This is a genomic window from Candidatus Desulfofervidus auxilii, assembly GCF_001577525.1.
Taxonomy (GTDB): domain Bacteria; phylum Desulfobacterota; class Desulfofervidia; order Desulfofervidales; family Desulfofervidaceae; genus Desulfofervidus; species Desulfofervidus auxilii.
Genome location: NZ_CP013015.1, coordinates 1,807,687 through 1,829,440, shown reverse-complemented (window position 1 = coordinate 1,829,440; position 21,754 = coordinate 1,807,687). Strand labels below are relative to the sequence as shown.

Sequence of the window (21,754 nt, the reverse complement as noted above, 5' to 3'; positions counted from 1 at the left end):
GCCTAGGTTATCCCTTTACTGTCAAAAGAATGTCTCCTATGGTAAATTTTTAGTTGACACAGAATATAAGACATTTTCCCCCTTTCAACCAACTCTACCTTTTAAAAAGCAGATTGCGAAGTGGCATCAAGACTGACGAAAGCCACCCTGAAAGGGCTTGGCCTTGCGTTGCTAGGCGCAAAGATGGTAAGATTAGTAATTAGCGGATTTTGGGACTAAGGCTTTTCTTGACACTGAGAGCCTAGTTGTGTTAACAATGCGTGCGTTAATTTAAAATAAAGGAAGGGGAAATGGCCATTAAATTGCTGGATAAAGGTTATAATCCAAAAAAAGTAGAAGAAAAGTGGTATCAGTATTGGTTGGAAAAAGGATTATTTAAAGCCAATTTAGAAGAGAAAGAACAGACTTTTTCCATGGTCATCCCTCCGCCGAATGTAACTGGTTCACTCCACATGGGTCATGCCTTAAATGTTACCCTTCATGACATTTTGGCCCGATATAAAAAAATGTTGGGTTATAATGTGCTTTGGCTACCTGGGACTGACCATGCTGGTATTGCTACTCAAAATGTGGTGGAGAGAGAGTTAGAAAAAAAAGGAATTTCCAGATACGATTTAGGAAGAGAAGAGTTTGTAAAAGCAGTTTGGCAATGGAAAGAGGAGTATGGAAACCGGATTATTAACCAACTTAAGAAACTGGGATGTGCATGTGATTGGAGTCGTCAACGTTTTACTCTGGATGAAGGTTTTAGTCAGGCAGTAAAGGAAGTATTTATTAGGCTTTATGAAGAGGGGCTCATTTATCGAGGAGATTACATCATTAATTGGTGTCCTAGATGTCAAACAGCTCTTGCGGATTTGGAAGTAGAGCATGAAGAAGAAGAAGGTTCCCTTTATTATATTCGTTATGCTCGCGTAGATGGTCAAGGATATGTAACCGTAGCTACCACTCGTCCTGAAACCTTACTGGGTGATACCGCGGTAGCTGTTCATCCAGAGGATGAAAGATATCAGAATTTAAAGGGTGTTACTGTTTTTGTGCCTATATTAAACCGAGAAATACCGATCATTTTTGACCCTTATGTAGATAAAGAATTTGGTACTGGTGCCTTAAAGGTTACTCCTGCTCATGACCCTAATGATTTTGAATTGGGACAAAAGCATAGTTTACCTATGGTAAAGGTTATAGATGAGAGAGGCCGTATGACTAAAGAAGCCGGACCTTATATGGGATTAGATAGATTTAAATGTCGGGAAAGGATTCTTGAAGATTTAGAAAAAAACGGCCAATTGTTAAAGATAGAGCCTATCAAACACAGCGTTGGCCACTGTTATCGCTGTAAAACTATAGTAGAACCACTGGTTTCCAAACAATGGTTTGTGCATACCAAACCCTTGGCCGAACCAGCTATTGCTGCTGTGAAAGAAGGCAAGACCCGATTAATTCCTGCTAGTTGGGAAAAAACCTATTATGAATGGATGAATAATATTCGTGATTGGTGTATTTCACGACAAATCTGGTGGGGACATAGAATCCCTGTGTGGTATTGTAAAGATTGCCAAGAAATTATAGTGGCCAAAGAAATACCCAAAGCTTGTCCTAAATGTGATTCAACGAACCTTGAACCTGAAATGGATGTTTTAGACACTTGGTTTAGCTCAGCCCTTTGGCCATTTGGTACCTTAGGTTGGCCCAAAGAAACAAAAGAATTGAAACTCTTTTACCCCACCAATGTCCTGATTACTGGCTTTGATATCCTCTTTTTCTGGGTGGCACGGATGATGATGATGGGCCTCCACTTTATGGGAGACGTTCCCTTTTATGATGTATACATCCATGCCTTAGTAAGAGATGAAAGGGGTGAAAAAATGAGCAAGACTAAGGGGAACGTAATAGACCCCTTAGATATGGTAGCCAAATATGGCACCGATGCCCTTAGGTTCACCCTGGTTTCATTAGCCGCTCAAGGTAGGGATATTCGCCTTTCTGAAAGAAGAATTGAAGGGTATAGGCATTTTATTAACAAAATATGGAATGCAGCTCGTTTTGCTTTAATGAATTTAGAGGAAGGCACTCAACCCATTGTTGAACCACATAAAGGAAGTGAGGCTGATAGATGGATCTTAAGCCGCCTCCAATTTGTAATTAGAGAAGTCCGAAAAAATATAGATATTTATGAATTTGATAAGGCAGCTTATACCCTTTATCACTTTGTGTGGCATGAATTTTGTGATTGGTATTTAGAATGGATAAAACCTACTTTATACAAACCACCCACCCCTGAGGAAAAAAAATATACCCAATCTGTGCTTTTATATGTTTTAGGAGAAACGTTAAAACTACTTCACCCTTTTATCCCCTTTGTTACTGAAGAAATATGGCAACACCTGCCGCATACTAAGGAAAGTATCTTAAAAGAAAGTTATCCAGAGGCAAATGACACTTTAGAAGACCCGGCTGTGGTTACTGAAATGGAAACAACTATTGGATTGGTAAGAACTGTTAGAAATATGCGAGGGGAACTAGAGATACCCCCAAATACTAAAGTGGATATTGTTTTTTCCACTCCAAGACAGGATATTTTAGCTCAGATAGAAAAACATCAAGAACCCATTTGTCGTTTGGCAGGAATAAAAAGACTCACTATGAGTGTACATACTGAAAAACCTGCTTATGCCGCGGCAACAGTATGGGAGGGTATAGATGTATATATGCCTCTTAAGGATGTATTAGATTTACAAACAGAGGAAAAACGTCTTACTAAAGAAATAGATAAAATGACTAATGAATTAACCATGGTGAAACGTAAATTATCTAATAGAGATTTTTTAACCAAGGCCCCTAAAGCTGTAGTGGCAAAGGAACAATTCAAGGCAAAAGTTCTGGAAGAAAAATTGCATAAACTTACAGTCAATTTAGAAAGAGTAAGGAGTTTACAACAAGAAAAATAGTCTATTTCCCTATTGCTTATGAACATTTAGTGACTGCTTCAATGCCCTTTCGACTATTTAGAAGTTGTTTTTTTCAAAAAACAAAAATACTGGCCGTGTTTTAACAACCATCCAGAAGGTAGAATAGAAATATTGAATTCTTTTCCTTTCAGCCGGCTGAAAAGGCTGTTTAGAAGAGAAAAATGGCAATTTATGGTAAATGATTGTTTTAAGGATACTTCTAAAGGCAAGATAAATGAGTAGCTACCTTGAGAAGAAGTAATTTTGAATACACATTTTTCGGATATAAGAGCAATGCTACCAATTGCCTTTAATTGCTTTTGAATCCTAGCCAATCTAGAGAGTGTTTTTTTAAAGGCTGGAAGTCCTATTTTAAGTGTTGCTAGGGGTTTTGTAGCAAGAAGAGACTTTAGGAAACTAAGGGCATTAGTTTCTTCAGAAATAAGGCGAAAACCGATTTTTAGATAAGGTAGTGAGATAAGAAGGCTTTGGGAGGCAAGAAAAAGAGAGGCCTGCTTTTCAGGAATAAGATCAAGGGCCTTCACCAGATGACGTGTGGAAGTATAAGGCACAATGAAATTATGGATTAAGGATGACGAAATGGGTGTAAAGGCACAAGAAAGAAGAAAGCGATTTTCACTCCATACCCCTAAACGGCCCTTTTGGAAGAAAAGAGCAATTTTTTCTCCCTCTTGAGAAGTGATGCTAGCTAAATCCAGGATTTTTTTTAGGGTTTGGGCAGAGATTATCCCTAAATTTTTTCCTTTACTAGGGACAAATGATAAAGAGGCAGGTTGCATGTTTAAGATTAATTCTTCATTGGGGGTTATAAATTTTAGGGATGAGACTAATTCGACCTTAATATTTTTATCTGGTTTATCTTTGATGAAGGAACGTAAAGGGTCTAAAGGAAAACTGTAAGCATGAGGTAAATGGACATTGGGTTTAATCATCAAAAACGCATTAAGAAAATCATCACCTCCAGCTAAATAAAGGTCTTTTTGAGAGAAGAAAATAAGCTGCCTTTTTTCCTGAGAGCCGATAATGCGGTCAAAAAAGTCTAAGGCCTTGCTTAAATTACTGATGGGGAGAAAAAAAATAACCACAATTCTATCTTACAAGCTTCCTTTTTCTGGTGCAACTGTCTTGACAATAGCTCAATTTAGTTGCTACCATGCTATTATTTTAAAAATAAGGCAAAAATTTTTCATGCTTCATATTTATCAGCGGATTTGTAAAACTGCTATTTTGATTATTATTTTTACGTTGTTAAATAAACCCTGTTTTAGTTCTGAGGCCTTTCTTAAAGATATTGTGGTTACTACTTCTAAAAAGGAACTTTTGGTCTATTTTACTGCCCAGGGTTGCTTTACCAAACAAATGGAGAAGGCTATTTTAAATGGGGTCCCTGTTACTTTTACCTATAAGATACTCCTAGATAAAAAGAGAAGTTTTTGGCCTGATAAAGGTATTCGTTCACTTAAATTATTCCATACCATTAAATATGACCAGCTTAAAGGGGTATTTATTATTAACCGTTCTGAACTTCCCGAAGAAATAGTTACTTCAAAGGACTTTATATGGGCAAAGAAACTTATGACCACTGTTGAGGTAGCAGTGGTGCCCATTTCTGCACTTAAAAAAGGTGATAAATATGAATTGCGTCTCAAGGCAGAATTGAATAAAGTAAAATTGCCCCTTTATCTTCATTACATCTTTTTCTTTACTTCCTTATGGGATTTTGAAACAGATTGGTATTATATAAATTTTGTCTATTAAAATGGAACTTAAAGAAAAAAAGAAACGAAGGAAGGAAACACTCCTTATTTTTATTCTCATTCCCATTATTGGTTTTTTGATTTATATTGAGAGTAAGTCATTTAATCCTGACTTCCAACTGAGAATTACCAACACCCTCCTTTTTTTTATTTTAGTCAATCTTAATATTATTCTCCTGATCCTTTTTGTTTTTCTAGTGACTAGAAATTTTGTTAAGCTGATTGCTGAACGTAAAAGGGGTATTGTAGGTAGTAAAATAAGAACAAAACTGGTGCTTTTGTTTGTAGGTCTTTCTATTTTGCCTACATTAGTTCTTTTTGGGGTGGCTGTAAAATTTGTATTTTCTACCTTTAATTATTGGTTTAATGTAAAGGTAGAACAAGCTATTAATCAGACATTAGAAATAGGCCATATTTACTATAAACAAGTTTCTAATGAATTAATCCATTATAGTGAGCTTTTTCAAAAAGGTTTTGTTAATAATGGAGAATTGGTTTTTGAAAATGTATCTTTATCCAAGTTAAGACCCAAACTAAGGGAATATAATGTGGATTTACTTCAAGTATATAACCACAAGCTCCAGCCATTGGTAAGCTTAACTAGAAAGCCTGTAGAACAAAATTTAGATTTTAAAACCGCCCTTGCTGAACCTTTAAAAATCAGAAAACAGATAACTTCGGTTAGAGCGCTTCCATATGGTGATTTGGCATATACTATTACTCCTCTAGAAAAAGGTCGTCTTTGGGGATTTCTAGTAATAGGGAGGTTAATTCCTCCTGATTTAGTGAAAAAACTAGAGGCAGTGAGGAAAACGAGTGAAGATTATAAACAACTATTTCTGTTTGTGAATCCCTTGAAATGGAGCCTTTTTATCATTTTTTCGGTGATTACTCTTTTGGTGATTTTTGTGGCCACTTGGGTTGGATTTCACATGGCTAAAGCAATTACTATTCCCATTCAGGCCCTAGCCGGGGCTACTCAAGAAGTAGCTAATGGTAATTTGGATGTGAATGTGGATGTGGAGGCTTCAGATGAAGTGAAAATGCTGGTGGATTCTTTTAACCAAATGGTTACTGATTTAAGAATAGCTTATGGGAAATTGCAGGAACAAAAATTAGAAATTGAGAGACGCCATAGGTATACAAAAACTATCCTGGAAAATATCAGGACAGGTGTGATTTCTACCAGTGCTTCTGGTTATATTATTACCGTTAATCCTGCTGTAGAAGAAATTTTGGGAGTTAAGGCAGGTGATTTAATAGGAAGGCCATTTCAAGACCTGGCTGAACTTTTTCCTGAATTTAGCCAAGTAATCTCTGATGTAAAAGTAGGAGAAAGGTTAGAAAAACAAATTAAATTAAAAATAAATGGACGGATTCTCTCTTTGATAGTTAGCACCACCCTTCTTAAAGATAAACAAGGTCAACCTTTAGGAGCGGTATTTGTGTTTGAAGATATTACCCAGCTAGAAAAAATCCAGCGGATGGCTGCTTGGCGAGAAGTGGCAAAAAGAATTGCTCATGAAATCAAAAATCCTCTCACTCCTATTCAACTTTCAGCCCAGCGTTTACGACGGCGTTATTTAACCCAATTTCAAGGTGAACCCGTTTTTGATGAATGTACCCAAATGATAGTTAAACAAGTAGAAGGTTTAAAGAAGATGGTAAATGAATTTTCTAACTTTGCCAAGTTACCAGAGGTTAATCTCACTCTTAATAATCTAGCTGAGGTAATTGAAGAAGCTTTAGCTGTGTATAGAAGTGCTCATCTACATATTACATTTGAATTAAATCAAATTACCCCTGTCCCAAAATTTTTGTTTGATAGAGAGCAAATAAAAAGGGCTTTGCTAAATCTTTTGGATAATGCGGTTGCTTCTATTGAAAATCAAGGTAAAGTAGAAGTAGCTATAAGTCATGATTCCTTCCTTAAAATTGCCAGAATAGAAGTAAAAGATACAGGTCATGGGATTCCTGATGAACTAAAAACCCGTCTATTTGAACCCTATTTTTCCACTAAAAAATCAGGCACAGGATTGGGATTAACTATCGTTCATACCATAATTTCTGACCATCAAGGTTTCATTCGGGTTAAAGATAACTATCCTCAAGGAAGTATCTTTGTAATTGAACTCCCTGTAAGGTCATGATAATATAAAAATATGTCATATTTAATCTTAGTAGTAGATGACGAACAATCTATCTGTCAGGCCCTTACGGGTATCCTTTCAGATGAGGGTTATGAAGTAATTACTGCCTTCAATGCTTCGCAAGCGATCAAAAAAGTTAACGAAGAATTGCCAGATTTGGTTCTACTAGATATCTGGTTACCAGATATTGATGGTTTAACAGTATTGAAAGAGATAAAAAAGCAATACCCTCAACTACCAGTAGTTATGATTTCAGGTCATGGCAATGTAGAAACTGCAGTGAAAGCCATGAAATTAGGGGCCTATGATTTTATTGAAAAACCCCTTTCATGGGAAAATACCATTCCTCCTATAGTGAATGCCTTAAAGATGTCTTCTCTCCAGGAAGAAAATATCGCCTTAAAACAAAAGGCATTCTTTAAATGTGACCTTACCGGTCAAAGTGAACCCATTAAGGTAGTAAAAGAACAAATTAGAAAGGTCGCTCCTACCAATGCCTCGGTTCTTATTAAGGGAGAAAGCGGAACAGGAAAGGAATTAGCGGCACGAGCCATCCATTATTATAGTAAAAGAGCACACAGGACATTTATTGAGGTAAATTGTGCAGCTATTCCTGATGAATTGATTGAAAGTGAATTGTTTGGTTATGAAAAAGGGGCCTTTACCGGTGCCTATGTTCGAAAAAAGGGGAAGTTTGACCTGGCTAATGGAGGCACTATTTTTTTAGATGAGATAGGCGATATGAGTCCCAAAACACAAGCTAAGATTTTGCGGTTAATTCAAGAACAGCGTTTTGAACGGGTAGGAGGGATAAAGACTGTTCAAGTAGATGTGCGAGTAGTGGCCGCTACTAATAAGAATTTAGAAGAAGAGATAAAAAAGGGTAACTTTAGAGCAGATCTTTATTATCGTTTAAATGTAGTTCCCATTGAAATTCCTCCTTTAAGAGAAAGAAAAGAGGATATTCCACTGCTAGTGGAAGAGTTTTTACAGGAAATGGCTAAAGAAAGCAGTTTGGGCCTTAAAAAAATTACTCCAGAGGCTATTGAGGTTTTAAAACAATATGATTGGCCAGGAAATGTCAGGGAACTAAAAAATATCATTGAGCGTCTAGTTATTATGACGCCTGGAGAAGTGATTACTGTTAAAGACATTCCTGAGAGTATAGCACAGGGAAAAGAACATATAGGGATGGATTTTTTTAAAGCAGATAATTTTAGAGAGGCCAAGGCCATTTTTGAAAAAGAATTTTTGCGCAAAAAATTAGAGAAATATAAAGGCAATGTAAGTCTCACTGCTCAAGCAATTGGTTTGGAAAGAAGCCATCTTCACAAAAAAATGAAGACTTATGGCTTATAAAAAACCAATCTTTTTCAAAAATTCTTGCATCCTTTTTTGGTGACTACCAGCCCAATAAACCCTTTTACAGCGAGGACATACTTTGAAGTAACTAAAAGTATGACTGATGTATTCAGGTAGATATATTTCAACTTCTTCTTTTTCCTTTTCTATTAGGGGTACATTACATATAACACATCTGGAACAAAACCTGCGCGGAGAAAACTCTAATTTGAACCTCTTTATTACCTCGGCTAACTGGGCCTTAGGTTCATTAGCGTTCACTAAATAAATAGGTTGGTGTTTAAAAATACGGTAATGTATCCACTTATGCTGACGTGTAAGAAAAATATAATCCTTTTCTAAAAAAGCTTTGAGTTTATTTGGTTCTTTTATATCAGTATATATAGTATCATAACCTAAAAGACGTAACCATTTTGCCAATTTTCCTAGCATACTGTCTACTAAAAATTTTTTCATAGGGGAAATTTACCACATTGGGGATTTTTTGCCTATTTTAAGACGATTTTTTAACCCAACTTTCCCGGTTTTTGCCTGAAATTGTCCTAAATTGGGGAAACTAAAATATAAAATGTAGATTTTTCAGGTATTTTTTTTAACCCTTGTTGTAGTGACCATAAAAAAGGCGTTTACAGCAAGAAAATTAGTCTATTTCCCTAATTCTTGTGAACATTTAGTGGCTGCTTCAATAGCTCCTATTAAAATCCCCCTAATACCCCCTAATTCCATCATGTGAAGACCAGCAATAGTGGTTCCTCCTGGGGAAGTTACCATATCCTTTAATTGGGCGGGATGTAGGTTTGTTTCTTTAAGTAACTTAGCTGTGCCCAAGAGAGTTTGAATAGCCAGTTTTAAGGCCAGATCTCGAGGCAACCCCATTTTTACTCCACCATCTGCCAAAGCTTCAATAATAACAGCCACATACCCTGGTCCACTTCCACTTAAACCAGTGACTGCATCCATCAATGTCTCAGGAACAATAACAGTTTCACCAATTGCCTTAAATATTTGTGCAGCTATCTGCGAGTGCCCCTCATTAGCAAAAATGCCCAGAGATATAGCACTCATCCCAGCTAATACTAATGCAGGTGTATTAGGCATCACGCGGATAACAGGAATACTTTTAGAAAAGAAATCTTCTACAAATGAGGTAGATATTCCAGCCATAATGGAAATCAGTAATTGTTCAGGACTTACCACACCCTTAATTTCTTCTAGGACATTTTTTGCATTTTGAGGTTTTACCGCCAGAATGATCACTTGACATTCTTTGACCATCTCAGGATTATTATCAAAGGCTTTTATCTGATAGGCACTTTTCAAGTATTTAAGCCTTTCTTTTCTAATATCAGAAACCATTATGTCTTCTGATTTATATAGTTTACTCTTAAGGATGCCCTTTATAATAGCCTCCCCCATATTGCCACCACCGATAAAACCAATTGTTCTTCTCATCTTTTCCTCCTAGAGAAATTAGAACAGGATGTTATCACTATTTATTTACTTTGCAACATTTTTTAGAAAACAAGGTGTAAGATTTGTCAGGTCTTTCATGGGTGTGTCCTCCTTCAATTAGGAGGATATACCTTATTTTCTTATGTTTTGCAATTTATCTATGAAAAACTTGGATTAAGCCCAATACCACTTCCCAAAAGGAGGGTTGTCATTGGAAAAAATCAGGGTTTTTGTCTCAAAAACGGCACTATTTCTTCTATAAGAAGGATCAAACGTAAACTTCAACCTCATAAGAACCAGAAAGTACTTCTAAAAATGTTTCTACTGCCTCATCCTCAAGGGCGTTTAAGAATTTTTCCCTGCCTTTTCTAAGGCCAGTTTGCCGATGATATTTTCTAAATCAAAAACAGGCATCCTCACCTCCTATATTCCCTTTTTGCTTTTTCTCAATTGTTGTAGCATTTCATCTAGATATGGTCTATCCCTAGTGCTCATGTAAGTTTCAGGGAAAAAGATAATCTTTATTCTGGCAGCCTTTTTTTGCTTTTCATCCATAACAATGTCTTTTAAAGTGATGGCAAAACGAGTAGCATTAAAAAGCTTGGTATTATCTATAAATGGCATATCATAAAAACTTACCTCAAAGCAGAGCTCTGCGGTTTCGCCCACATCTTTAACCCCTTCTGGAATATCTATCACATGGAGTTTAACATAGGCCTCATTTTGTCCAATCTCTTTAAGAACAATCCCCAAACGGTGATCTCTATAAGGATTCATATCTTCAGGGGGCACTATTATCCCATTTTCTTCACCTTCATATAAGACTCTCTCAAATACCATTCCTTCCTTTATATGGGAAAGTAATGCCTCCTGTTTTCCTGCTATTTCTTTAGCAATCTCCCTGAGTTTATTTTTTTCTTCTATTTCTCCTAATTCAGTTTCCAACTCTTCAAATAAGGGTTTTAAGTCAAAGAATTCATGAAAATTTAAGGCCAAAAGCCGCAGTAAAGTGAGTTTTTCTTTATTTGTCTTTTGTTGGGAAGTACTGCCAAAAAAGCACTTTATCAGATTTTCAAACATCTTTGCCCTAAGCTCTGTATCTGCCATCTCCCGCTTACTTACAATCTCTGTATACAATTGGTTACTCCTGCTCCTTTCAGCATTGATGTGGATTACCAATGGAATAAAGATACCTGCGATAATCGCCCCAATGCCTGGCAAGAGTTTGGCTAAGGTATCTACCCAGTCCCTAGATTTATCCTTTGTCTCCATTTTTTACCTTATTTTTATCAATTTTTTTTCTCTTGGGTCTATCCTCCAGTTTTGTTTTGTCCTTGGAGAATAGATTTTTATTCTTTCAGAGGGATAAGATATATCATTAATAGAAATATTTAGTTCCCTCTCACCATCTGGTAATCTAACTGCATAGCCACCAAATTCATTGGTGATTACTTCTTTTCCTTCAATAACAATCCTTGTTTTTGCTAAAGGATTCCCATTTTCTTGAATGATTCTGCCATAAAGCACGCCTGCGCTAGAAATTCCACAAAATAAAAAAAGAAAAGTCACCAATAAAACCAGGCTTTTCATTCCTACCTCCTAATCATTATCACTGATCAATATTGCCATTGACCTGTCTTTTATAATAATAGAGTTACCAGCATCTTCACAATTTTCCCAGTTTTCTATATTACAAAAATCAAAATCATCATTCTGCCAAGACCTGGCCAAAACCTTCCAGTCTCCTTGTGACCAATCTTTTAAGTTAGTCACCTTGAAATCATTCCAACTCTCATTATAAATGACCATTATATCAGGTTCTGCTTTTTTACCCCACCATATTATTGCTAATTGAATAGGACCTCCATCAGCTCCTTCCCAGGCATAAGAAAACTTTGCATCATTGGCAGAGCCTGCATTTAGTCCTCCATTCCAGGCTTTATCCACATATTCTACAAAATCTGCTCGCCTAAAATGGCTCCATTGTTTTCTTAATCTGATTAAATCCTTTGTCCAATGAAATAATTCCTTTCCATAATTAGGGGCATTTGGTGATTGGCTATTGTCCCCATCTTTCAATCTCCAGTCAATCCAATTGACATGATTTATTTTTTTATCTTCAGTAGAAGACTCATAGTTATAGGTATTGCGGGCATCGGCTTGAGATAAGGCAGTCGATTTTGTCCTGCCAAATTCATCCCCCTGTAAAATAAGAGGCACTCCTTGAGAGGTAAGTAAAATACCCATCATTAATTTCTCTCTCTTTCTCCTTAAATCTTCATCACCTCCACTGTCCCAACAATTATGAGAGCCACCTGAATCATTAAAATAGACACAATCCCTTAAAGTATAGCCATCATGCACAGCGATAAAATTAACCGACCGCCAGGGCTTCGTGGTTGCGGCTGCCCCCATGTTATTGCTTACAGAACCATAACCTTCAATAAGTTGCTTAAAGGCCATTTTGTTCCTTAAATTTGAGGCAGAAAATTTTCTTATTTTGTCCCGGTATTTCCCCAGCCACTTTGCCCACCTGTTGTTAAGATAGTTCCAACCATAATTGTCCATAAAATCCCACCATTGTCCCCCCAAGTCCCATGGCTCAGCATGAAGATGGGCATCAGAAAACCTTGGGTCATTATCTATCCAATCCGCCGCACTAAAGGAACCATCCGCCAAAATTCGGGCTAAATCAAACCTAAAGCCATCAATACCATAGATTTGATACCACATCGCCAGAGAGTCTGTTACTAGTCTTTTAGTAAATATATTATCCGTTCCTTTATAACTAACATCATTGCCTGTCCCGGTGTTATTGAAATAATATTTCCCATCATTTGTAGACCTGTAAAAATAGGTATTACATAATCCCATAAAGTTATAATATTTGACAGCAAGTCTTTCATTATCTATCCAGGGGCCCTGTTCTCCTGTATGGTTATAGACAACATCCATAAACACCGCGATTCCTCTTTCATGAAGGGCCTTTATTAACTGTTTTAACTCTATTATTTGATTTCCCTTTACAGATGCATATCTAGCCTCAGGGGCAAAAAAGTTAGTAGTCATATATCCCCAATGATTATATCTTCCTTCTTCATTTCCTGTTTCTTCATCATATTCCATTAACGGCATAAGCTCCACTGCCGTTATACCTAATTCTACTAGATGGTCTATACCTGCACTGAGACCTCCTGCTGTCTTTAAGCCACTTTGAGCCAGTCCTAAATAAGTTCCTTTTTTAGAGGAACATAACCCTGTTATCCTTGCTGTATAATCCTGAACATGGAGTTCATAAATAATCAAATCTTCCCTTTTGACCTTAACATGTCCTGGATGAATATCCTTTGTGTGGTCATATACTATGCTTTTCCCACCTCCATTATAAATAGGAGAAGTAATGTCTGTATAAGGGGTGGAGGAGAAAAAGGCAGAGTATTTTACATCCTGGGTCTTATAGGCATAAGGGTCATTTAAATAGTAATTTTCATTAAACATCAATCCATATTGATCATATTTAGAAACTTGATTTAATCCCTTTGCCTGATACATATAAAATAAGCCTGCCCCAATACCATCCCCTTTGATCTTTGTCTTCCAGTCATTACCCACCTTTTTCATAGGTATTGTATATTTTGGCATTTTATCCGCTGGTTGATTAAACAGCAGTAAATTTACCTGTATAGCTTCAGGGGAATAAACTACAAAATGAACCCATCCTTTATCATCTATATGAGCCCCATATCTGGTTTCGGTAGAATCACTGATGGCACTAAGGTTTATCTGACTTAAAGAATTATCTATGTCCAAACAGGAGAAGACAAAGAAGGCCACCAGGAGAAAAAAGGAAATTTTTAATCTTTTCATATGTACACCTTCTTAAACAAGCAACAAACCTTTATTCATTTTCCTAAAGCCCTTCTCCAGGGTTCAAAAATGGCTAAGACAGTGCTTCAGATATTTGAGTAATTGCTACTGCATAACTCTCTGCCAATCCATCCATATCTGCCTGAGCCCTTGCAAGGTCATCATCATGGTCAATAAAGAAAGGCTCGGCAATGACACATGGAGCTTTAGTATACCGTAAAAGATAGCCACCTCTGTCTTCACTTGTCTTTGGTCTTATTCCTCTATTAGGCAGTTTTAGATAAGCAACCAGATGTGACAAAAGGATTTCTGCCATCTTTTTTCCCTTCTCAGATTTATGATAATAAAGCACCTCTGTTCCTGATACCTCAGTATTATAGGCATTACAGTGAAGGCTGATAATAAAATCAGGATTAAGTGCATTGATATCATCAGGTAACTGTTTGTAGGTTCTCCGATAAACTCTTTGAATTTGTGTGTTTTTTAGCTTCTTCTCAATACGCATTGCCAAATCTTCATTAAAATCAAATTCTGTAATGCCTGCTTTTACATTTACCGCCCCTGGAGACTGCTTCTTGTGACCAATAACTAAAGCACAAAGTTTACTCATCCTTCACCTTACTTTTAGTAAACAAGGAGCAATTGCCCTCTCTCCATTTCTATAACTTAAATTCCAAACTGTTTGGTAGGCACATACTCTTTTTTTATAACTGTCCACCAATCTCTAGCCATTCCCTGCAACACATACTCATATGGCAACCAACCATAACCATTTTCACCCCAGTCCGTGCCCCAGGAGTTTCTGATTAAAAGTGCTCCAGTGGTTTCCCTTCCACATATGGTGTTTTTGATTTTCATTCCATCATCATATCCTACAGCTACAACCGCATGGCCACCCAGTATCCTCTCACCTGGACATGGAAATGGAATTTTTCCTGTAGTGCCTGCCTGTCTTATAGAGCTAAAGACTGTAAATCCAAACATAGATGGCATTTTAGCTGCTAAGTAGGCCTTAATTCTTTGAAGAAGTGTAGTCAACAAAATGCCTGGTGGGTCAAGTCTATAATATCTTATAGTTTGATAGTTTTGGGCAAAGGCATAACAAAAGGCTGGTGGTTCATCATCAAAGGTTCTCTCTCCTGCAGGACCAGGGTGTTTCCTAGTAATATAAGGCCAGTATTTTTCAGGTGGCACCCCAAATAATACCATGGCGCCCATGGTGGTCCGTAGATAGGCACCTGTGTCTCCTGTCCAGCCTAAGAGGTTTCGAGTTACTTTATAGAGAAATAGCCGGGATGCATCAATGTGAGTCCCAAAGGCCTTTCTTTCATAATATTCTATCAAACCCACTCCAGCATGAGCGGTGCATGAACCCAATGCACCCTGATCCTCAATCTCTGAGCACCATGGTCTTAAGTCTACAGAGGGTGGTAAGCTTACCTTCTCTACTTCTACTAAGTTCATCTCCTCAAGCAGGGGTTTAATTTCTCTGTGTTCTGGTGTGTAATCCCTATAATCAGGAAGATCTGGTAACCACCCCATTCCTAAAATTTTATTTTCTGCCATAAACAACCTCCTTATTTTAGTTTTTTATTGCAACTAATAATTACCTTCCAATCCTAAACTTCACTCTGTTTTCCCCGCAGTCTGACTTTACCCAAAAAACATGGCTACCACCTGGCAACTTGTGCACAAATTGAATACTTGTCTGGTCATAAAATGTTGAGCTTCCAAGTGTCGAACGGTCAAATCCCCATTTGACCTTATGGCTACCTCCCCCGCAAGTCACGCTAAAGCTCGCTGTAAAATAAGCTGAGTGTAATTTTCCAACAGATGGATCAGTAATAGGATAACTCGCTCCATTTATGGGATAAACAATGTTGACTTTGACCTGATCAGCATTAGCAAACCCAATGAAGATAATACTTGCCACAAAAATAATTGCTACATAAAGTTTCCTCATACTCATTCCCTCCTTTTCTTTTTATTCACCTTCTCCTATAGGCTCTGTTGATGTTCCTAAAAAACCCCGGTTTTGCACAAAATAAATATAAATAGGTTTTTCATTCCGCAGCACATCTAATACATTTTGAAACATTGCTGAAGGTAAATGCATCCGAATAATTCCACCACTTTGATAATCATTCTCAAAAAACATCCCAGGGTCATTAAATCTAATGTAAGCTACGGTTTTGTTATTATTATCATAAAGTGCAATCTGGGCCCGATTTGTCTGATAACCAGAAGGGCTACCATAAAATAAGATGTGATATTTCTTAACTTCTATTGCCATAATAAAATACCTCCTTTTTTATTTTCAAACACTAACTAAATGGTAAACCTAAAATATGACCAAGGAGACCACGCACACATCCTGCCATTTACCTTTGCTCTAACCCGCCAGCGTCCACGCTGTGCCCCTACAAAGGTATGTTCCAATGTATTGCTAGTAATATTGTGATAGTTGTAGCAATAACGACCTGTTTCTTCGGCCCAATGGCCATCAAAATAATCTACTTGAACATGATATTTTACCACAGGCAGATTTACCGGGTCCCATCTAAGTTGCATCTTTCTTGGCCAGTGGTCAAATACATCCTCTCTTTGTGGCTGTTCAAGTTGGGGGACTGCTCCTTTCCACCAAGCTAAAGTTGGGTCACCAAGCAATACAAGACCATAAAACCACCGGCGCTCCCAAAGTTCATGGTCAGGGCCACGCTCCTTCCACCATTCTACAAAGGCATCTCCAACAGTTTTTCCTCTACCCATGGGTCTATAAAAATCTTCAAAGAAAAGCATGGAACCTGACTTGGCACTTGCAATAGCGGTTAAACCAAGGTTTTTGCCTCCTCCAGTTTTATCAAAGATATACCAGCCAGCTAGATAATCAGCGGTGGGGAATCTACCTGGACCACAACAAAAAAGATTATAAAAATGGGCATTTGGTGGGTTAGTATCTCTAAAATAAGAGACTTGGATATACTCATTAGTGCCTCCTACTTTTAAAGCATGACCGTGTGTCCAGGAGTGGGCACATAACTGCACCCATGAACGTAAAGAGTTTACTTCTGCTTTATAAAGATCAGCATCAGTCTTATGGGGGTCTGTGTATTTTGTGATTACAGAGGCAGGAAACATCTCATCAAATGCACAGTCATCAAATCCTCTCCAGTCATCATCTACGTAAGCTAAGGCTGAATGAGCATGACCTAACATTCCAAGACGAAACTTGTGATTGCGAGCAAAATAATCATTGATAAGGGTAGCGTCATTACCATTTGCAGTGGGAGTCCAAAGGCGTCCCACCCAAATTTCTGGATCTATATTTCCAGAATGGCTACTAAACTTGCCATCACCATCAGGGTCATGCCAGATTCCATTTGTATCCATATAATACAAATCACAGGGGAATTCAGAATGTGCGCCATGGAAATCATTATCAAGCTCAAACCAAGGCACAGAGATTGCGCCAACTAACAATACACCTACGGGTCTCCGTCTTCTGATATAGGCACGAATATTAGCAGGTGTGCCTCCGCTTACTACATGAATGGTTGCCCAATAACCATCTTTTCCCACATCCAGCACATATTGTCTGATACTATGAGCAACTGCAGGATAAACTGCTTTATCAACTAATATCAGTAAATCTCCGTTAGGATAGTGACGTCTTGTCTTTCTGTTCAGATAAGCTTCATCACGCGGAAACCTTGGCCTGGGTTTCCTCTCAACTGTAAATGGCATTTTGATTAATTTTCTGCGTGGCTTTATATAATCTGAAAATGTTTGAAGCTTTATTGGTTTATCTGAAAGATACTCTAAATTGCGAACATTGGCGTAGGCATGAGCAAGTTTGTATTCCTTGGAGAATGCTTTAAGATTAATAATGGTCCTATCACCAACCACCTCTCCCCGCGTGACTTTACCTCTGGTAAGTTCCTGTTTTTTCCCATAAATTAATTTCTCTTCCCAATCTTTTTCATTAGGCATTATCTTCCTCCTTTTTGTATTTCCCTAAAAGGGTAGTTTGATTAAAAAATTTCTCTTTGCCTCCTTTTCTCCAAATTTTCCTTCATTTCAACTCAAAGTCCACATTACTAACCGGGCCTCCGCGGCATTCTATAACTCTCCTTGAAGGATGGGGGCCAATAGCAATATCAGCACGGGTATCAACCACCAGCAAATAGCGACCATTAGGAAGTCCAGTAAAGCGGTAACGCCCATTTGCATCAAAATGCTTAGTTTCTCTATGTAAATTTAAATCATTTGGTCCATAAAGAATGACAAAGAAAACACGGGCTGCATCAGCACCAGCTCCATAAACCTTTCCTGAAATAGAGCATTTTCCAATTTCTAAAGGCTTTATTTCTAGGGTATTGTCGTATCCATAAGTCACTCCACCATCTCTACTTTTGGCAGAAACCCTCCAGACTAACTTTCCAGCCGGATAAGGTCCTCCCTGATACTCACAATGATTTTGATTACAGGTTTTAACAGGACGATTATTAATAAAAATAGTTATACTTTTTACACCACTGGGATGGCTGGCTTTTGCTATAAATTTAATCTTATCCTGACTGTTTGGATGATAAGGCTGGATTTTGGTAGTCAACGCTGGCCCTGGTTTAGCCGTAGGATGAACCATAAACTCCAAGGTTTTAGAACGCCCTTTGTTTCCCGATGTATCCTCAGCCACTGCCCAGCATTTATGCGGACCTACCTGGGTGAGTTTTTCAGAATACCAACATTCCCATGCCTTACAGGTTTTTACTAGCTTGCCATCTACATAGATATTAATCTTGGCAACTTTTACATTATCTTCTGCACTAGCCCTGATTTTAATTCTATCTCCACGAGTAAAGACAAGGATACCCTCTACTTCAATAGAGGTCTTAGGGGATTCGGTATCCACTACCCTAGGTGTCAAGCTCTTCTTTTTTATGGCATACCAGGCCCCTTTTATATCTCTAGGCCGGGCAGGGTGTTTAGTTATCCCGGCCATAAATTTATCTGTCTCCTGAGCAATATACCCCTCACAGGTTACTTTCAGGCCATTTTTTCTTTGGACATTTAAAACCACCCTTTGTTCTATATTTCTACCATCGGCCCAGGCCTTTAGAGTTCCTGGGTTATTCTGCCACCTTATGTCCATAGCCATTTCCCAACCGCCGTCTCTGGTTCTGCCTCCTCTGCCACCAAGCAACTCCAATATTCCTACTTCTCCATCTACATTGAGCACCCATTTACTTCCTTTAGCTAAAATATTGTAAATTTCTGTTCTGGCTTTAACTTGGGAAGAAAAGATAAGGAAAAGCAAAGAAATAGACAAAAATACCATTAAACATATTTTTTTCATACTCAATCCTCCTTTTTTAGTTTTACTTAGTTTTTATTATTGTAAATATTTATGATGTATTTATGTATCACCCTCTTTTTTTCTCCTCCAAAACAATTTCAGTACTATCCCTATTTATGGTTTCTTTTTCTTAATATAGGTAGTTGTTGCGATACCATCTGGATCACCCATTTGTGGAGTTGATCTAGCCATAGTTGCTGTATTATATTGGTGAGCCTCCGATAATGATACATAATTATTGCCATTGTAGTCCGAGCCAACAGCGGTACCACATGGATCTTTAAGACGTAAAGCGTTTGGTAAAGTGTAGTTGAATTCCGCATGAAATATACCATTACATGTGAATAGAGCATCGTAGGAGCTTTGACTGCATGTGGATGATGTTAGGACCACGGTTTTGTTGCCAGTAGTATTAAGGTTATCAACCATCCCTCCGGAATGGCAGGTCATAATAGCAACGCTGCGTTTTCTATAGTTTGACACATTGTCGATATATGTAGTTAGTTCTGTATCTGTGACTTTCTCTCCAGTATTACTGATATCCATCGAAAGATTACAGAAATCTGGCCCAAAACCTGAACCATGTCCCATCCACCAGACATAAAGAAAATCCCTACTCTTAACCTTACCACCCAATGTAGTGAATACCGATTGGATATTGGCCTTATTGACAGCCATATCTGTAATTGTATGGCCAAATTGGATTATAGAATTGTAGTCTGCATGTGCAGTATTAAAATCAGTCCCATTTCCATAAAGGACATATATATTCTTATCTTTAAAACCGTTTTCTCTTAACATTTTGTACTGCAAAAAAAGATCGTACCACCACTCAGAGTGATAGGCATTATCATCCTCAATTACCTGGTTTGTACTTACGAGAACAGCGTATTTATGGGCACATCCAACAGAGAAAATAAAAAACAGACTCATTATGATAAATATAAAGTTTCTTGTCCATTTAGGCATGATTTCCTCCTTTTCTAATATTTTATTTATTTCTCCTCTATGCCTCCGGGATAAACCCTAAAAACTCTTTTTAACTTCCGGTCTGCGTACCACAGATATTGACCATCGTATACCAATCCAATAGGATTCATTCCTTTAATATCCTTGATAAATACTCGCGAACGAAGCATTTCATGCTCTTTTTCGAGAATTTTCCTTCTATCAATTTTGGATGGAAGTTTTTTCCCATTATAACAAATACTCCATAGGTATCTTCCATCTGAGGCAATCCCTCGAGGATTACAGTCAGCAAAGATACTTCTAATAATTCGGCCGCTCTCTGTATCTATCTGGTTGAAGGAACTCGAAAAGCCTGCAAAAAAGGCAGTCCAAAGGTGCTTTCCATCCCAGGTAATACCCTCAAAAGACTTGAAACCTTTTTCTTTGGGGATTTCCATTTTTATGGTTTTCATAATCTGACCGGTGTCAGGATTGACTGCGTGAATTCTCTTTGTTTTTTCGTCTCCAACCCATATTAATTTTCCATCAAAGGCTAATCCCTTAGGTCTTTCTATATTAATATCAAGAGACCGAAGGATGGCACCTGAGCGAAAGTCTGTTCCGTAAAGCTTTTTTGTCTCTTCATCTACAACCCAGAGGTATTTTCCATCCCATGTAATACCCTGCGGCTTTATACCTGGTAATGGAATATAAAATTCCTCACACGGAATCCTAGTAAATATCTTTCCCTGGCGATTTACACCTAATACCTTCCTATCGATTGTTACCTTCCACATGGGGAAATATCGGCTAACTGTTTGTTCACCGATAGGGAAGATCAATTCAGCATTAACCTTCTTCGGCTTTTCCACCTTGAGATATTTAAGGGCAATGTTGATAGCCTTTTCTTTTGGCATGTATGCCACCGGTTTAAATACCCCAACTTCCTGAAAGCTGCCTGTGTAAGCGTTGACCATCACGGCTGCCTGGGCATTTTCCCCATCCAAGGTATAAGGTATGATGTAATAACCCCCATAATTTTTGTTTACCAATAAAGGCTTTAGCGGTTTGGCCTTCCTCAGAATCTTATAAGGTTCCATCTCATAAAGCTTGTATTCCTCTACCCATCTAGCAGCATATTTCAAAGCATCTTTAGGAGTTATGGCCTTGCCTATTAAAACCTCGGCAGGTGCCATAGCCCTTCCAGTAACTTCGGGAGGTTCTATGATAGCTACATATTTACCATGATAGCTGCTCCCTACTTTGGTTACCGGTTGGAATTCGCTATACCATGTGCTTCCTGAGACAAATCTCTCAATAGAGGGGTCTCCCAATGGCACAGCCGGATCATTAAACCAGATAAACTGTAGATTCACACTGGTTACACCAGGAAGTGTGGGATCGGCATCCGTGATAATACCTCTGATAGCAACCCAATGTTCTGCGTGTGCTGTGTAAGTATTATGTGGTAAGGTATTCAATAGTCCGGCAGCAGGGTATTTGTTTGTGGTCATCCAATAGGCAACATCATACATTAGGGCCTGAGGAGCGGTTTCTGCATGCACAACCCATGTGCCAGCAGGTGGACAGAGGTGTTTTATAGCTTCTTTTAGGCCAACAGGATCGGTATCCCACATGGCTTCAGCTTTGTAACTCTGAATAGCCATCCAGATATCTTCTTGCAGAATCGAACAGTTCCCCGATGGATATCCCTCCATTATCATCTGTCCTGTAGCTGGGCCACACCAATTTAGAGCCTCCTCAGGATGATCTGGCACGCTCAGCATCACACTGTGCAGCGGTTGAGCCCATGCAGTAGGACTAAGAATTAAAATGCTAATTGTCAATAGCAGACCAAAATACTTGGTTATATAGTTTTTATTTAACATG

18 protein-coding genes are annotated in these 21,754 nt (G+C 38.0%); 4 read left to right on the top strand and 14 right to left on the bottom strand.

The annotated features are described in order from the left end of the window. The first annotated feature begins 290 nt into the window (after positions 1 to 290). Positions 291 to 2,951, top strand: a complete 2,661-nt coding sequence (locus HS1_RS09170) for a valine--tRNA ligase (protein ID WP_066064299.1) — start codon at positions 291 to 293, stop codon at positions 2,949 to 2,951. 53 nt (positions 2,952 to 3,004) lie between these two features. Here the strand turns inward: HS1_RS09170 and HS1_RS09165 are convergent, their stop codons facing one another. After that, positions 3,005 to 4,057: a hypothetical protein gene (locus HS1_RS09165; RefSeq protein ID WP_066064296.1), complete on the bottom strand. Its 1,053-nt coding sequence runs from the start codon at positions 4,055 to 4,057 to the stop codon at positions 3,005 to 3,007. Between HS1_RS09165 and HS1_RS09160 the strand changes: the two genes are divergently transcribed. Genes HS1_RS09160 through HS1_RS09150 form a run of 3 tightly spaced genes read left to right on the top strand, consistent with a single transcriptional unit; the run spans position 4,035 to position 8,238 of the window. Further along, the gene (locus HS1_RS09160) at positions 4,035 to 4,730 is read left to right on the top strand and encodes a DUF4390 domain-containing protein (RefSeq protein WP_172793672.1); all 696 of its coding nucleotides are present in this window, start codon (positions 4,035 to 4,037) and stop codon (positions 4,728 to 4,730) included. The genes HS1_RS09165 and HS1_RS09160 overlap by 23 nt on opposite strands. Position 4,731: 1 nt before the next feature. Next, positions 4,732 to 6,879: a sensor histidine kinase gene (locus tag HS1_RS09155; protein ID WP_066064290.1), complete on the top strand. Its 2,148-nt coding sequence runs from the start codon at positions 4,732 to 4,734 to the stop codon at positions 6,877 to 6,879. 12 nt (positions 6,880 to 6,891) lie between these two features. Beyond that, the gene (locus HS1_RS09150) at positions 6,892 to 8,238 is read left to right on the top strand and encodes a sigma-54-dependent transcriptional regulator (RefSeq protein ID WP_066064287.1); all 1,347 of its coding nucleotides are present in this window, start codon (positions 6,892 to 6,894) and stop codon (positions 8,236 to 8,238) included. Here the strand turns inward: HS1_RS09150 and HS1_RS09145 are convergent. The 13 genes from HS1_RS09145 to HS1_RS09080 form a co-directional block, all read right to left on the bottom strand. After that, on the bottom strand, positions 8,233 to 8,697 hold the full coding sequence (locus HS1_RS09145) for a Mut7-C RNAse domain-containing protein (RefSeq protein WP_066064284.1): 465 nt from the start codon (positions 8,695 to 8,697) through the stop codon (positions 8,233 to 8,235). The two genes, HS1_RS09150 and HS1_RS09145, sit on opposite strands and share 6 nt — an antisense overlap. 189 nt (positions 8,698 to 8,886) lie before the next feature. Beyond that, positions 8,887 to 9,693 carry a pyrroline-5-carboxylate reductase gene (proC, locus tag HS1_RS09140; protein WP_066064281.1) on the bottom strand — a complete coding sequence of 269 codons (807 nt, stop codon included), beginning with the start codon at positions 9,691 to 9,693 and terminating at the stop codon, positions 8,887 to 8,889. A 423-nt stretch (positions 9,694 to 10,116) separates the two neighbouring features. After that, positions 10,117 to 10,965: a hypothetical protein gene (locus HS1_RS09130; protein ID WP_066064274.1), complete on the bottom strand. Its 849-nt coding sequence runs from the start codon at positions 10,963 to 10,965 to the stop codon at positions 10,117 to 10,119. A gap of 3 nt (positions 10,966 to 10,968) precedes the next feature. Next, a complete protein-coding gene (locus HS1_RS09125) occupies positions 10,969 to 11,283 on the bottom strand; it encodes a peptidase associated/transthyretin-like domain-containing protein (RefSeq protein ID WP_066064270.1) in 315 nt (104 codons plus the stop codon). Between the two features lie 9 nt (positions 11,284 to 11,292). Further along, positions 11,293 to 13,560 carry an alpha-amylase family glycosyl hydrolase gene (locus HS1_RS09120; protein ID WP_066064267.1) on the bottom strand — a complete coding sequence of 756 codons (2,268 nt, stop codon included), beginning with the start codon at positions 13,558 to 13,560 and terminating at the stop codon, positions 11,293 to 11,295. 73 nt (positions 13,561 to 13,633) lie between these two features. Further along, positions 13,634 to 14,170, bottom strand: coding sequence for an N-acetylmuramoyl-L-alanine amidase (locus HS1_RS09115; protein ID WP_066064265.1), 537 nt, complete (start codon positions 14,168 to 14,170; stop codon positions 13,634 to 13,636). A gap of 56 nt (positions 14,171 to 14,226) precedes the next feature. After that, entirely contained in the window at positions 14,227 to 15,126 is a 900-nt protein-coding gene (locus tag HS1_RS09110) for a C1 family peptidase (protein ID WP_066064262.1), read from the bottom strand. A gap of 40 nt (positions 15,127 to 15,166) precedes the next feature. Next, positions 15,167 to 15,523 (bottom strand): hypothetical protein, encoded by a 357-nt coding sequence (locus tag HS1_RS09105; RefSeq protein ID WP_066064260.1) that lies wholly within the window; start codon positions 15,521 to 15,523, stop codon positions 15,167 to 15,169. A 21-nt stretch (positions 15,524 to 15,544) separates the two neighbouring features. Continuing rightward, complete coding sequence (locus tag HS1_RS09100) at positions 15,545 to 15,853, bottom strand: hypothetical protein (protein WP_066064257.1); 309 nt, start codon at positions 15,851 to 15,853, stop codon at positions 15,545 to 15,547. A 35-nt stretch (positions 15,854 to 15,888) separates the two neighbouring features. After that, positions 15,889 to 17,550, bottom strand: a complete 1,662-nt coding sequence (locus tag HS1_RS09095) for a C25 family cysteine peptidase (protein WP_066064254.1) — start codon at positions 17,548 to 17,550, stop codon at positions 15,889 to 15,891. 82 nt (positions 17,551 to 17,632) lie between these two features. Then, complete coding sequence (locus HS1_RS09090; RefSeq protein ID WP_066064250.1) at positions 17,633 to 18,916, bottom strand: Ig-like domain-containing protein; 1,284 nt, start codon at positions 18,914 to 18,916, stop codon at positions 17,633 to 17,635. A 114-nt stretch (positions 18,917 to 19,030) separates the two neighbouring features. Beyond that, positions 19,031 to 19,885, bottom strand: coding sequence for a C13 family peptidase (locus HS1_RS09085; protein WP_066064247.1), 855 nt, complete (start codon positions 19,883 to 19,885; stop codon positions 19,031 to 19,033). Between the two features lie 26 nt (positions 19,886 to 19,911). Further along, positions 19,912 to 21,753 carry a YncE family protein gene (locus tag HS1_RS09080; protein ID WP_066064244.1) on the bottom strand — a complete coding sequence of 614 codons (1,842 nt, stop codon included), beginning with the start codon at positions 21,751 to 21,753 and terminating at the stop codon, positions 19,912 to 19,914. Position 21,754: the final 1 nt, after the last annotated feature.

Excerpts from the sequence above, each read along its gene's own strand:
- HS1_RS09155 (WP_066064290.1), top strand. The coding sequence starts at position 4,732 with ATGGAACTTAAAGAAAAAAAGAAACGAAGGAAGGAAACACTCCTTATT.
- HS1_RS09170 (WP_066064299.1), top strand. The coding sequence starts at position 291 with ATGGCCATTAAATTGCTGGATAAAGGTTATAATCCAAAAAAAGTAGAA.
- HS1_RS09090 (WP_066064250.1), bottom strand. The coding sequence starts at position 18,916 with ATGAAAAAAATATGTTTAATGGTATTTTTGTCTATTTCTTTGCTTTTC.
- HS1_RS09095 (WP_066064254.1), bottom strand. The coding sequence starts at position 17,550 with ATGCCTAATGAAAAAGATTGGGAAGAGAAATTAATTTATGGGAAAAAA.
- HS1_RS09145 (WP_066064284.1), bottom strand. The coding sequence starts at position 8,697 with ATGAAAAAATTTTTAGTAGACAGTATGCTAGGAAAATTGGCAAAATGG.
- HS1_RS09105 (WP_066064260.1), bottom strand. The coding sequence starts at position 15,523 with ATGAGGAAACTTTATGTAGCAATTATTTTTGTGGCAAGTATTATCTTC.
- HS1_RS09110 (WP_066064262.1), bottom strand. The coding sequence starts at position 15,126 with ATGGCAGAAAATAAAATTTTAGGAATGGGGTGGTTACCAGATCTTCCT.
- proC (WP_066064281.1), bottom strand. The coding sequence starts at position 9,693 with ATGAGAAGAACAATTGGTTTTATCGGTGGTGGCAATATGGGGGAGGCT.
- HS1_RS09115 (WP_066064265.1), bottom strand. The coding sequence starts at position 14,170 with ATGAGTAAACTTTGTGCTTTAGTTATTGGTCACAAGAAGCAGTCTCCA.
- HS1_RS09125 (WP_066064270.1), bottom strand. The coding sequence starts at position 11,283 with ATGAAAAGCCTGGTTTTATTGGTGACTTTTCTTTTTTTATTTTGTGGA.
- HS1_RS09150 (WP_066064287.1), top strand. The coding sequence starts at position 6,892 with ATGTCATATTTAATCTTAGTAGTAGATGACGAACAATCTATCTGTCAG.
- HS1_RS09160 (WP_172793672.1), top strand. The coding sequence starts at position 4,035 with ATGGGGAGAAAAAAAATAACCACAATTCTATCTTACAAGCTTCCTTTT.
- HS1_RS09130 (WP_066064274.1), bottom strand. The coding sequence starts at position 10,965 with ATGGAGACAAAGGATAAATCTAGGGACTGGGTAGATACCTTAGCCAAA.
- HS1_RS09085 (WP_066064247.1), bottom strand. The coding sequence starts at position 19,885 with ATGCCTAAATGGACAAGAAACTTTATATTTATCATAATGAGTCTGTTT.
- HS1_RS09080 (WP_066064244.1), bottom strand. The coding sequence starts at position 21,753 with ATGTTAAATAAAAACTATATAACCAAGTATTTTGGTCTGCTATTGACA.
- HS1_RS09100 (WP_066064257.1), bottom strand. The coding sequence starts at position 15,853 with ATGGCAATAGAAGTTAAGAAATATCACATCTTATTTTATGGTAGCCCT.
- HS1_RS09120 (WP_066064267.1), bottom strand. The coding sequence starts at position 13,560 with ATGAAAAGATTAAAAATTTCCTTTTTTCTCCTGGTGGCCTTCTTTGTC.